Consider the following 12,845-nt stretch of genomic DNA (forward strand, 5'->3'; position numbering starts at 1 on the left):
TCGGCAAACCCCAATGAGGGCAAGACCTTCTGCGCGGTCAATCTCGCGCTGTCGATGGCGACGGAAAAGGACAATCGCGTCCTTTTGGTCGACGCCGATTTCGCAAAGCCCAGCGTGCTGGCTCGGCTGGGCATTGAAGGTGGACGCGGGCTGATGGATGCCCTCGCCGATCCTTTGATCGATGTTGAAGATCTTGTCATCGAGACCGATGTCGAGGGGCTGTCTGTGTTGCCCGCTGGTGCGCAGACCAATCAGGATACCGAATATCTGGCCGCCGCGCGTACTGCTGCCGTGCTGGATCAACTGACCAGCCACGATCCGACGCGAATCATTATATTTGATTCGCCGCCCGCGCTCGCCGCATCACCGGCTTCGGTGCTCGCGCTGCATGTCGGACAAGCCGTCATGGTCGTCCATGCCGATGTAACCACTGAAACCGCCTTGCGCGACGCTCTCTCATTGTTGAGCGGCTGCGAGAATATCCAGCTGCTGCTCAACCGAGCCAAATTCTCCCCCACCGGACGAAAGTTCGGCAACTATTATGGATATGGAGCATAAAATGCCCAGCCAAACTCAAGCCGGAATCAAGCTGCTTCTCGCTTCCGCCGCGCTGATCGCGCTGCCATCGGTTGCGCATGCGCAGCTTCTGGACACCGATTGGTCGGATATGGACGATGGCGCACCCGCCGCTGAAGCGCCAGCCAAGGCGAAGAAGGGCAGTTCGCGCCGGGCCGAAATCCGTCCCTATATCGAGGCGCAGCAGGTGTTGCTCGCCGATCTGGACGATGGCGGCGATGTGCTGACCTATTCGACTATTGCGGTGGGTGTCGACATGTCGGTTGCCGAACGCAATGCCGAGGCGCAGGTCAATGTTCGTTATGAACGGCTGATCGGCTGGGACAATGATGTCCGTGATCAGGATATCATCAGCGGTTTGGCCCGTGGCTCTGCGCGGGTAACGCGCAACCTGACGATCGAAGCAGGCGGCTATGCCAGCCGCGCGACAATAGACAATCGCGCCGGCTCTGCGGGCAACTTTGCTGGTCGCGAAGACAATGTCAGTCAGGTCTATTCGGTCTATACCGGTCCGAGCTTTGCCGCCCGCGTCGGTGACCTTTCGGTCAACGCCGCCTATCGTGCAGGCTATACCAAGGTTGAAAGCGGCAATGTTGGACCACTACCGGCCGGCCAGCGTCCGGTCCCGACATTTGACGATAGCGTCAGCCACGCTGCGGCCGCGTCGGTCGGTATGCAGCCAGGCAAATTGCCCTTTGGCTGGGCCGTGGGCGCAGGCTGGAATCGCGAGGATGCCAGCCAACTCGATCAGCGCGTTGATGACAAATATGCGCGTGTGGATATCACCGTTCCAGTCAGCCCGACGCTCGCGGTGGTCGGCGGCGTAGGCTATGAAGATGTCCGCATCAGCGAGCGTGACGTATTACGCGACAGTCTGGGCGCGCCTATCGTAACGCCTGGCGGACGATATGTTACCGATCCCGCTTCTCCCCGGCTCAGTGTTTATGAAAGCGACGGGTTGATCTGGGATGCCGGGGTGCTCTGGCGGCCCAGCAAACGTACCTCGCTTGAGGCGCGCTATGGGCACCGTTACGGCACCGATAGCTATATTGGCAGCTTCAACTATACACCGACTGAACGGATGGCCGTGAATGTGTCGGTTTACGACACAATCTCGGGCTTTGGCGGTTCGCTAAACCGCACGCTCGCTGCATTGCCGACGCAATTTACAACAATCCGCAATCCGCTGTCGGGCGATTTGGGAAGTTGTACTTTTGGTAATGGCGGAACCACTTGCTTCAATAATGCACTGAACTCGCTTCGTCCGGTTGCCTTCCGGTCGCGCGGCATACAGGCATCTGCAGTCACCAACAGCGCTGGCTGGGATACTGGCCTCGCCATCGGCTATAATCGGAACAAATATCTGACCTCGGCAATCGGCGCTCTGCCCGAAATGTCCGGGATTATTGATGAAAACTATTATGTCGCAGGTTTTCTGGGGCGCGATCTGGATCGCCGTTCGCGGTTTGAGACAAATGTTTACGGCAATTATGTCGATCCGGGTTTCGCGCTGGCGTCCGATGTCTATAGCGTTGGCGCCAATGCGGCCTATTATCGCCAGCTGTGGCGCGGGCTTTCGGCGGGTGCAGCTGTCGGTATCGACAGCGTGAAGCCTGAAGATGCCGATGGTGATGTCACCGCGTCGGCGTTGCTCGGGCTGCGCTACAGCTTTTAAGTCCAACTGACAGGGAAGTTAGAAGACTATGTACGATCAATATTACGGCCTGTCGGGACGCCCATTCCAGCTAACGCCCGATCCGCATTATTATTTTGAAAGCGGAACGCATCGTAAGGCGCTGTCTTATCTGGGCTATGGTCTGGCGCAGGGCGAGGGATTCATCGTCATCACCGGTGAGGTGGGTTCGGGCAAATCGACCTTGGTCAGCCATTTGATGCAGACGGTCGACAAGGCGCGGCTGACAGCTGCGACGATTGTCACCAGCCAGCTCGACGCCGTCGACCTGGTACAGATGACTGCCGAAAGCTTTGCCATCGACACCCGCGGAATGGACAAGGCTGCAACGCTGAAGGCAATCGAGAATTTCCTCCATGCCGAGGCGCGTGCCGGGCGTCGTTGCCTGCTGGTGGTGGACGAAGCGCAGAATCTGGCGGTCGATGCGCTGGAAGAATTGCGTATGCTCTCGAATTTCCAGCTGGGTTCGAGCGCGCTGCTGCAAATATTCCTGCTCGGTCAGCCGGAGTTCCGCAATCTGCTGCAGACTGCGCCCGAACTGGAGCAGCTGCGCCAGCGGGTGATTGCAACGCACCATCTGGAAGCTATGGATGCAGATGAAGTGCAGCCTTATATAGAGCACCGGCTGGAGCGCGCTGGCTGGACCGGTCGCCCGCAACTGACCGCAGATGCCTATGACGCGCTGTACAACGAAACCGGCGGCGTACCGCGCAAGCTGAACGCCGTCATGAACCGATGCCTGCTCATGGGCGCGGTCGAGCAAACCGACACTATCGATGCAGCGCTGGTCGAAGCGGTGATTGTCGACATGAACGGAAAGCCGTTCGCATATGATGACACCATGGCATCGCATGCGCCGTTGGCCGAGCCGGTACCCAGTGCATCTGTTCGCGCTGCGGCGAAAGCTCAAACCTCTGTTGCTGCACTTGATTCTGCGCAGTTTCAGGCACTGGCATCGCGCATTGATCAGATAGAAGCACGCATGGCGGCGCAGGATGTCACCATGCGCCGGGTGCTTGCCATGCTGATCGATTGGATGGAAAAGGAAAACCAGTCGCTTGCGGCCCGCATGCGGGATATGCGCGCAGCCTGATCTTTAAAGGATGAAGGGTTTTATCCTTTGTACAATGCGTTGTCGGTCGATGTTGAAGACTGGTTTCAAGTCGGGGCGTTCGAGAATGTAATCTCGCGCGATAGCTGGGATGCGTGCGAATGCCGTGTCGAGCGTAACACCGATACGCTGCTCGCCATGTTCGATGAGGCAGGTGTCAAGGCGACCTTTTTCACCCTCGGATGGGTCGCAGAACGCTATCCGGCATTGATCCGGCGAATTGCCGATGCCGGCCATGAATTGGGCAATCACGGCCAGAACCATGATCGCGTCTTCACTTTTACTCCGCAGCAATTTGCCGCTGACCTTCAACGTTCGCGCAAGACGATTGAGGATGCTGGCGGGGTCGCCGTAAGGGGCTATCGCGCGCCCAGTTTTTCGATCAACCCGAACACGCCTTGGGCGCACGAAATCATGGCCGAGCAAGGCTATGTCTATTCGTCGAGTATCAACCCGATCGCGCACGACCATTATGGCTGGGCGGACGCTCCGCGCTTCGCCTTCCACCCGATAGCAGGCAGCGATTTTGTCGAAATACCGGTGACCACAGCCATGCTTGGATCGCGCCGGATCGGTGCGGGTGGCGGTGGCTTTTTCCGCATGCTGCCCTACGCCTATTCGCGTTGGGCGGTGCGTCAGGTGAATGCAGAGGCGCGTCCCGGCATCATCTATTTCCACCCTTGGGAAATCGATCCGGGCCAGCCGCGTGTCGCCAATGCGCCACTCAAATCGAAGCTGCGCCATTATACAAAGCTTGATGCGATGGCGGGCAAGCTGGAGCGGCTGATGTCGGATTTCCAGTGGGATCGTCTTGACCGCATCGTGGCGTTGGAAAAGGCCAAAATCGCATGAATGCGCCTTTGGTCCATGAACGGGTGGCAGTGCGCAGGGCCAATCTGACCTTTGCCGATGAAGCCAAGCGGATCGATTCCTGGGTGCGTGAACAGCAAGGTGCAACGCCCTTTCATTTGCCGTGCTGGCTCAATGCCATTGAACGCGGAACCGGCAACAAGGCCTATTGCCTAGTAGCGGAAAATGAAGCGGGTGACATTGCTGGCTTGGTGCCACTGCACGCTGTCGGCTCTCCCCTGTTCGGGCGCGCTCTGGTTTCGAGCGGTTTTGCGGTGGGCGGCGGTATATTGGCCAGATCGCAGGGCGTTGCCGATGGGCTCGCCGATGCCGTTTGGGACCTTGCCGTTGAACTCAAATGTCCGACTACCGAATTGCGCGGCGGAGCAGTCCCGCATCAGGGATGGATTGTCAAAAGTGACGCGCACGCCAATTTTGAGCGCGCATTGGCGGCGGATGACGAAGCAGAACTACTCGCCATTCCACGCAAACAGCGCGCAGAGGTGCGTAAGGGGCTTGATAAGGGGCTCAAGATCGAAACCGGCAATGGCCAGCGCGATCTCGACTGGCACTACCGAGTTTACGCCGAAAGTGTGCGCAATCTGGGTACGCCGGTCTTCCCGCGCGCGTTGATGGCGGAGACGCTGAAAGCCTTTGGCAATGATGCCGATATCTTGACCGTGCTGTCTGATGGCAAACCGGTGGCGAGTGTTCTAAGCCTGTACTTTAATGGCGCGGTCATGCCCTATTGGGGCGGGGGTGTGTGGGAAGCGCGCGCGCTGCGGGCCAATGATGTGATGTATTATGCGCTGATGAACCATGGGCGCCGGCGCGGCTGCACGCGGTTTGATTTCGGGCGATCAAAAGTCGATTCCGGGGCCTATTTCTTCAAGAAAAACTGGGGGTTCGAACCGGAACCTCTGTCTTATTCTTTGCGGACGGCGGACGGATCGGAGCCACGCGACGTGAACCCGAACAGCGCGAAATATAGGTCAGTTGTCTCTGCATGGCAGAAACTGCCTTTGCCCATCGCCAATCTGATTGGTCCCTGGATTTCCAAGGGTCTCGGCTGATGCGCGAAATATTGTTTCTCGCCCACCGCGTCCCCTGGCCCCCGGACCGCGGAGACAAGATCCGTTCCTTCCATATCCTCAAAAAACTGCAGACGATGGCCCCGGTGCATGTCGGCGCCTTCGCCGATGACGCGCGCGACATCGAATGTGCCGAAGCTGAGCGGGCGGGTCTGGCGTCGCTGCAAGTAGAGCTGCGTGACAAGCCCAGTTGGTTTTCAGGTGTTGAAGCACTGGCGAGCGGCAAACCGGTCTCGCTGACCGCCTTCGGTTCGAAAGCGATGCAGGACTGGGTGAATGAACGTCTGGCAAGCGGATCGATCAGCCACATCTTCGTCTTCTCGGGGCAGATGGCACAATATGTCTCAGCCGATTTCGATGGCCGATTCATCATGGATTTTGTCGACGTCGACAGTGCCAAGTTTGAAAGCTATGCGAGCGAAGGCAATGCGCTGATGCGCTGGGTCTATGCGCGCGAAGCGAAGAAGCTTTCCGACTTTGAAAGCGAAATTGCCGAGCGCGCCGATGCCAGCCTGTTTGTCAGCGAAGCCGAAGCCGCGCTGTTCCGTGAGCGAAGCGGGGCGGCCAACGTTACTGCGCTGGGAAACGGTATCGACACGGTTTTCTATGACCCGACTGCGAAGTTCAAGAAACTCCATCCGGTCTTTCCCGATCCCCTGATCGTCTTCACCGGACAGATGGATTATCGCCCCAATATCGAAGCTGTCAGCGATTTTGCGCGCAATGCTATGCCAACCATCCGGCAGGCGCATCCGGAAACCACTTTCGCGATTGTCGGGCGCAATCCGACGCCTGCCGTTGTCGAGCTATCCGCGCTGCCCGGTGTGCAGGTGACAGGCGCGGTCGATGATGTGCGCACATGGCTTGCAGGCGCCGATGTCGTCGTTGCACCATTGCGCATTGCTCGCGGTATCCAGAACAAGGTGCTGGAGGCAATGGCGATGGCCAAGCCTGTTGTCGCGTCCAGCGCCGCCGCTGAAGGTATCGACGCGGTTGTTGACAAGCATCTGCTGGTCGCCAAAAATGTTGAGGAAGAGGCCGCCAAGGTCTCGGCGCTGCTGTCCGATACCTACGAGCGCCTGCGACTAGGAGCAGAGGCCCGTGCGCATGTGATTGCCCATTATGGCTGGGATGCGCAGCTTGCACCGCTTGAAACGCTGATAAAAGGCGAGGCTGCAAAATGACCGCCAACTGGCGGACATCGCTCGCACGCCTCGGCATCGTCTGGGCGGCGCTGCTGGCGCTGTTCTGGCGCGATGCGGCGGATATGGCTTCGATCTGGTGGAACAGCTCGACCTTCAACCATTGCCTGCTCATCATCCCGATCCTGTGGTGGCTGGTGGATCAGCGCAAACCCGAACTGGCCAAACTTGAACCAAAGCCATGGGCGCTTCCGCTGGTCTGGATGGCCGCTGCGTCTTTTGGTTGGCTGCTCGGCGATGCGGCCGGGGTGGCGCTGGCGCGGCATGCGGGGCTGGTGATGCTGTTGCAGGGCAGTGTGGCGTTGCTGCTAGGTCCGGCGGTTACGCGCGGACTGCTGTTTCCGCTCTTCTATATGTTCTTCCTCGTGCCGTTTGGCGAGGAATTCGTGCCAGCCTTGCAGACCATCACCGCCGAAATGTGCATGTGGTTGCTCGGCCTGACAGGAATCCCTGCGCATATCGACGGTATCTACATTGCCACGCCCACCGCGCTGTTCCGCGTTGCAGAGGCTTGCTCCGGGGTGAAATTTCTCGTCGCGATGGTCGCCTTGGGGGCACTGGTTTCCAACCTGTGTTTCAAAAGCTGGCCGCGCCGCATCGCCTTCATGGCGGCCTGTATCATCATCCCGATTATCGCCAACGGATTGCGCGCCTTCGCTACCATCTATATCGCGCATCACGGCAATCTCGATTTTGCCGCCAGCTTTGACCATGTGATTTTCGGCTGGGTGTTTTTCGGTATCGTGATCGCCATGGTGATGGCCGCAGGTTGGCCGTTTTTCGATCGGGTGGCGGACGTGCAAGCGATTCATGCGGATCAGCTGGTGAAAGTTTCCGGCACTGCGTTGAAACCGGCGATCGCATTGGGTGCGATTGCGGCAATCGTGCTTCTTCCGTTCGGATGGAGCACCTATATCGCCAACCGGGCATCGCCTGTTCCTGCACAAATAGATTTGCCCGAAGTGGCAGGTTGGGCGCGGGTCGATTATCGCCCATTACATCCCTGGAAGCCGCAATTTGCCAAGGCCAGCCACACTCTGCTCGGCCGCTATCGCGATGCGCAAGGGCAAGAGGTCGATCTCTATGTTGCGGTATATGACCGCCAGTCTGAAGGCCGCGAACTGGTTGGTTTTGGGCAAGGTGCTGCAGGCGGCAAAAGTGATTGGTCGTGGAACGAGAATTGCCAAGCGCCAGCCGACGCCCGTTGCGAGCGCATCGGAACCAAGAGTCAGCATCATCGCGATGTGGTTAGTTTTTACCGCGTGAACGGCACGACCAGCGGTTCCGCTACCGCTGTAAAAATGGCGACGCTCAAGGCGAAACTGCTGGGCGGAAACCAGCAGGCGGTGGCGATATTGGTCTCGGCTGAGCAAAAGGGCCGGGAAAATCCGCGTCCGGCCATCGACTCGTTCCTCAATTCGATTCGGGATATCGATAAACTGGCTGACCGCATGGCTGGTCTGGACTAAGGCGCTGTAATCATGTGCGGCATCGCCGGTATCTTCCATGTCGAAAGCTCTAAGCCGGTCGACCCAGAACGCGTCAGGCGGATGACCGATGCGATTGCGCATCGCGGGCCTGACGGTTCGGGCGTTTGGACTGCGCCGGGCATTGGTCTTGGCCATCGGCGTCTGTCGATTATCGATCTGGGCGGTGGCGCACAGCCGATGCTGACCGAGGATGAGCGTTATGCGCTTTCCTTCAACGGCGAAATCTACAATTTCCAAGAGCTGCGCAAAGAGTTGGAGGCAATGGGCCACCAGTTCCGCACGCACAGCGACAGCGAAGTGATTTTAGAGGCCTATCGCGCTTGGGGCCCGAAATGCGTCGAGCGGCTGCACGGAATGTTTGTGTTCGCGCTATACGATCAGGCCAACCGGCAATTGTTGCTGGCGCGCGATCGGCTTGGGGTGAAACCGCTGTACCATGCGCGTTTGGCCGACGGCAGCGTAATCTTCGGTTCGGAACTCAAGGCGCTGCTCGAACATCCCGCGCTGCGGCGGGAGCCAGATCTGGCGATGGTCGATGACTATCTGGCCTTCGGCTATGTTCCGGATCATGGCTGTATCGTGGCGGGCGTTCAGAAGCTCGCAGCAGGGCATTATTGGCTGTTGTGTCAGGGTAAGCCAGAGCCTGCTCCTACCCAATATTGGGACCTCGATTTTTCGAACCGTATGAAAGGCAGCGAAGCCGAATTGCAGGAGGAACTGCTCCGGCTTATGCGGCAGGCGGTGCTCAGCCGCATGGTCGCCGATGTGCCTTTGGGTGCCTTCCTCTCGGGCGGCGTTGATAGCAGCAGCGTCGTGGCCTTGATGGCCGAGGCATCGCGCCTACCGGTCAAGACCTGCTCGATAGGCTTCGATGTCGGCGATTTGGATGAGAGCGAATATGCCAACCGCATCGCCAAGCGCTTTCTGACAGAGCATCATAACAAGATAGTTGCGGCTGACGATTATGGCCTGATCGATACACTCGCCTTCCATTTTGATGAGCCTTTTGCCGATGCTTCTGCCTTGCCCACCTATCGCGTCAGCGAAATGGCGCGCGAGCATGTAACTGTGGCGCTATCGGGCGATGGTGCGGACGAAGCGCTGGCTGGCTATCGCCGCCATGTCTTCCACCATGGTGAAGAGCGGATGCGCGGCCTGTTGCCGCAAACCATTCGCGGCCCGTTATTCGGAATGTTGGGTCGGCTCTATCCCAAGGCCGATTGGGCGCCGCGCCCCTTGCGTGCTAAAACGACGCTGCTGTCGCTCGCACGGACGGGAGCAGAGGGCTATGCCGAAGCGGTTGGCGTTACCCCGCCGCATATTCGCGACCGGCTTTATTCGCATCGCACTCAGCAGTTGCTTCGCGGTTATCGTGCCGAATATCATATGCATCGGTTGATGGAAAATGCCCCGGCGCGTAGCGGGCTCGACCAGGCGCAATATGCCGATATGAAGCTGTGGCTGCCCGGCGATATCCTGACCAAGGTCGATCGCACCAGTATGGCGGTGGGGCTTGAGGCGCGTGAACCGTTGCTCGACCACCGTCTGCTCGAATTTGCGGCGTCCTTGCCCGAAAATATGCGTGTTCGTGGTGGGCAGGGGAAGTGGCTGATGAAGCGCACGATGGAACGCTATCTGCCCGACGACATCCTCTACCGCCCCAAAATGGGCTTTGTGACACCGATTGCCCAGTGGTTCCGCGGGCCATTGGCGGAAACCGCGCGCGGGATTGCATCGAACACCACTTTGGCGCGGACTGGCTGGTTCGAAAGTGTAGAAATCGCCAAGCTGGCTGAAGAGCATATTTCGGGCCGGTCGGACCACAGCCGTCTGCTGTGGCAACTGCTGATGCTCGAAAAATCGGTCGCACGGATTTTTGGCTAAGGGTAAATCGCCCTAACGAAATATAACCCCTCAGGGGGCGCATTCAGCGCAAGCGCGGCGCGATCTTTTGCCTCCAATGCGGATTGCAAATCATCCGCACTCCAGCGCCCCATGCCGACAAAGGCAAGGCAGCCGACCATCGATCGCACCTGATGGTGCAGGAAACTGCGGGCCGCTGCCTCGATCAGCACATGCTCACCCTCGCGCCGCACGTCCAGCCGGTCGAGCGTCTTCACAGGGCTATCCGATTGGCAATGCGCCGAACGGAAAGTGGTAAAGTCGTGGAGGCCGACAAGGCGCTGCGCCGCTTCATGCATCGCATCTGCATCGAGCGGCTGCGGTACTTTCCATGCCCGATGCGCTTCCAGCGCCAGCGGTGCGCGACGGTTTGCGATCCGATAAACATATTCGCGCCCGATGCAGGAAAAGCGCGCATGCCAATCATCGGGAACGGTTTCGCAAGCGAGGATGGCAATCGGCTGCGGTCGTAACTGCGCATTGATGGCTTCCATCAAGCGAAAGGGTTCGATATCCTTCGCCAGTTTGACATGTGCCCGCATCGCCAGCGCATGTACGCCGGCATCGGTGCGCCCGGCAGCGTTTAGTACAGCTTCCTCGCCGGTCACACGGCCAATCGCTTCCTCGATCGACTGCTGCACCGACGGGCCATGCCCCTGCCGTTGCCAGCCCATAAAGGGCGTGCCATCAAATTCGAAGGTAAGGTAGAAACGGGTAGTAAAAGGACGTTGCCCGCCGGTATTTTGTTCCCTCGCAGAAAATCCGGGAGGGGCATTGCGGGTTTTCCGGCGCGTTGGATGATGGTCGGGCGGATGGCGGCGGTTGCACAAGCGATTACCAGTTCGTCGTCGATGGTTATGCCGCTTGTTCCGCCAGCTTCAACGATGTCAGCAGCCAACACCCGATACCGCTCGCCTTGATACTCAAAAAATGCCCCTGGAACCGGGTTGAATGCACGGACCTGACGTTCGACGGCGACGGCGCTTTGGTTGAAATCCAGCCGAGCCTCGCTCTTTTCGATTTTCCGGGCATAGGTCACGCCCTCTTCAGGCTGCGCAACCGCTGGATGGTTGTCGATATCTGCCAGCACGTCGACCATCAGCTTGGCACCCAGCCGCGCCAGTTCATCGGTCAATTCGCCAGCAGTTTTGCGATCGATCGGCGTCCGCGCGGTGGCGCGTACAGGTCCGGTATCAAGTCCGGCCTCCATCTGCATCACCATCACACCCGTTTCTGCATCACCGGCCAATATTGCGCGCTGCACAGGCGCCGCGCCGCGCCAGCGTGGAAGGAGCGAGCCGTGGACATTCAGGCAACCATATTTAGGCGCGTCGAGAATGGGTTGGGGCAACAGCAGGCCATAGGCCGCAACGATTGCCGCATCGGCATCCAATGCCGAAAACGCAGCCTGTTCGTCAGCGCCTTTGAGCGACACCGGCGTGCGCACTTCCAGCCCCAATTCCACTGCACGTGCATGCACGGCTGAGGGCGTCAGCTTCTTACCGCGATTGGCTGGGCGGGGCGGCTGCGAATAGACCGCGACCACATCATGTCCCGCATCGACCAGCGCGTTCAGCGTCGGCACGGCAAAATCCGGGGTCCCCATGAATATCAGGCGCATCCAAGTCTTTCCTTTTCGGCAAAGGCCCCTAATGCTCGCGGCATGGCATCGCAAGAAATAGACGCATTGGCACAGGCATTGTCGCGGCTTCCCGGTCTCGGCCCGCGCTCGGCCCGCCGCGTTGTTCTTCACTTGATGAAAAAGCGCGAGACGGTGTTGCAGCCCTTGCTTCGCGCGCTCGAAATGGTTGAGGAGCGGCTGAAGACCTGTTCGACTTGTGGTAATATCGATACCAGTGATCCTTGCGGCATATGCGCCGATCCCCGCCGCGATACCCGCGCACTGTGTGTCGTAGAAGATGTGTCGGACCTGTGGGCACTTGATCGCTCGCGTTTGTTTCCCGGCAAATATCACGTTCTAGGTGGTCGGCTTTCTGCCTTGGACGGGGTACGGCCCGAGGATCTCAATATTGATGGTCTGGTTGCGCGCGTGGCCGAAGGCGGCATTGACGAGGTGGTGCTAGCGATGAACGCCACGCTGGAGGGGCAAACCACTGCTCATTACCTAGCCGAGCGGCTGGAAAGCTATCCCATCCGCCTGACACAACTGGCGCATGGTGTCCCCGTCGGCGGCGAACTTGATTATCTCGACGAAGGCACTTTGGCGCAGGCGTTACGTGCCCGTCGTCCGGTCGGTTGACGCTGGCCCAACCAGCCCCTATTTTAGCGCTATGGCCATATTACCGATCCTCGAAGTGCCCGATCCGCGGCTCAAAACCATCTCGACCCCCGTCACCGAATTTGACGAAGGGCTGAAAAAGCTCGTCGAGGATATGTTTGATACGATGTACGATGCGCCGGGCATCGGTCTCGCCGCTATTCAGGTTGGCGTGCCGAAACGTATATTGGTGATCGACCTGCAGGAACCTGCAGAACATGACCATGGGCATGGCGAACATTGCAACCATGATCATGAAGTCGTTCGCAATCCGCGTATCTTCATCAATCCTGAAATACTTGATCCTTCCGATGAGCATTCGACTTACACCGAAGGTTGCCTGTCGGTGCCGGATCAATTTGCTGAGGTCGAACGCCCCGCCGCAATCCGTGCCCGCTGGCAAGATCTGGATGGCAAGGTGCATGAGGAAGAGATGGAAGGCCTGATGGCCACCTGTCTTCAGCATGAGATGGACCATCTCGAAGGCATTCTCTTCATCGACCATCTGTCGCGCCTGAAGCGTCAGATGGTGCTGAAGAAACTGGAAAAACAGCGCAAGGCCGCTGCCTGATCTAACCATCTGGGAAATAGCAAGCCTCTCGGAATGAAACCGAGAGTTCATGTCCGCTCAGAAAGGTCGGTTGGCTATTGGA

12 protein-coding genes are annotated in these 12,845 nt (G+C 58.7%); 10 read left to right on the forward strand and 2 right to left on the reverse strand.

Features of this window, described 5'->3' with window-relative positions:
- The 8 genes from Q0239_RS09480 to Q0239_RS09515 all read left to right on the forward strand — a co-directional run.
- Window positions 1-558: AAA family ATPase (locus Q0239_RS09480; protein ID WP_298601764.1), on the forward strand; the 558-nt coding region annotated here is incomplete at its 5' end.
- A gap of 1 nt (window position 559) precedes the next feature.
- A complete protein-coding gene (locus Q0239_RS09485) occupies window positions 560-2,251 on the forward strand; it encodes a hypothetical protein (protein WP_298601766.1) in 1,692 nt (563 codons plus the stop codon).
- A gap of 28 nt (window positions 2,252-2,279) precedes the next feature.
- Window positions 2,280-3,362: an XrtA/PEP-CTERM system-associated ATPase gene (locus Q0239_RS09490; protein ID WP_298601769.1), complete on the forward strand. Its 1,083-nt coding sequence runs from the start codon at window positions 2,280-2,282 to the stop codon at window positions 3,360-3,362.
- A gap of 27 nt (window positions 3,363-3,389) precedes the next feature.
- On the forward strand, window positions 3,390-4,232 hold the full coding sequence (locus Q0239_RS09495; protein ID WP_298601773.1) for an XrtA system polysaccharide deacetylase: 843 nt from the start codon (window positions 3,390-3,392) through the stop codon (window positions 4,230-4,232).
- Window positions 4,229-5,302, forward strand: a complete 1,074-nt coding sequence (locus Q0239_RS09500; RefSeq protein ID WP_298601776.1) for a FemAB family XrtA/PEP-CTERM system-associated protein — start codon at window positions 4,229-4,231, stop codon at window positions 5,300-5,302. The genes Q0239_RS09495 and Q0239_RS09500 overlap by 4 nt, the downstream gene beginning before the upstream one ends.
- Window positions 5,302-6,504: a TIGR03087 family PEP-CTERM/XrtA system glycosyltransferase gene (locus Q0239_RS09505; protein ID WP_298601779.1), complete on the forward strand. Its 1,203-nt coding sequence runs from the start codon at window positions 5,302-5,304 to the stop codon at window positions 6,502-6,504. The genes Q0239_RS09500 and Q0239_RS09505 overlap by 1 nt, the downstream gene beginning before the upstream one ends.
- Complete coding sequence (gene xrtA, locus Q0239_RS09510) at window positions 6,501-7,991, forward strand: exosortase A (RefSeq protein WP_298601782.1); 1,491 nt, start codon at window positions 6,501-6,503, stop codon at window positions 7,989-7,991. The genes Q0239_RS09505 and xrtA overlap by 4 nt, the downstream gene beginning before the upstream one ends.
- 12 nt (window positions 7,992-8,003) lie before the next feature.
- Window positions 8,004-9,896: an XrtA/PEP-CTERM system amidotransferase gene (locus Q0239_RS09515; RefSeq protein ID WP_298601785.1), complete on the forward strand. Its 1,893-nt coding sequence runs from the start codon at window positions 8,004-8,006 to the stop codon at window positions 9,894-9,896.
- Here Q0239_RS09515 and truA read toward each other — a convergent pair.
- Together truA and fmt are read right to left on the reverse strand one after the other, a co-directional pair.
- The gene (gene truA, locus Q0239_RS09520) at window positions 9,893-10,588 is read right to left on the reverse strand and encodes a tRNA pseudouridine(38-40) synthase TruA (protein WP_298601788.1); all 696 of its coding nucleotides are present in this window, start codon (window positions 10,586-10,588) and stop codon (window positions 9,893-9,895) included. The two genes, Q0239_RS09515 and truA, sit on opposite strands and share 4 nt — an antisense overlap.
- Window positions 10,519-11,535 carry a methionyl-tRNA formyltransferase gene (gene fmt / locus Q0239_RS09525; RefSeq protein ID WP_298601790.1) on the reverse strand — a complete coding sequence of 339 codons (1,017 nt, stop codon included), beginning with the start codon at window positions 11,533-11,535 and terminating at the stop codon, window positions 10,519-10,521. The genes truA and fmt overlap by 70 nt, the downstream gene beginning before the upstream one ends.
- Before the next feature lie 42 nt (window positions 11,536-11,577).
- Here fmt and recR point away from each other — a divergent pair, with 42 nt between their 5' ends.
- A complete protein-coding gene (gene recR / locus Q0239_RS09530) occupies window positions 11,578-12,174 on the forward strand; it encodes a recombination mediator RecR (RefSeq protein ID WP_298601793.1) in 597 nt (198 codons plus the stop codon).
- 31 nt (window positions 12,175-12,205) lie between these two features.
- Window positions 12,206-12,763, forward strand: a complete 558-nt coding sequence (gene def / locus Q0239_RS09535) for a peptide deformylase (protein ID WP_298601795.1) — start codon at window positions 12,206-12,208, stop codon at window positions 12,761-12,763.
- Window positions 12,764-12,845: the final 82 nt, after the last annotated feature.

Source organism: uncultured Sphingorhabdus sp., from assembly GCF_937872355.1.
In the GTDB taxonomy this organism is placed as follows: Bacteria; Pseudomonadota; Alphaproteobacteria; order Sphingomonadales; family Sphingomonadaceae; genus Sphingorhabdus_B.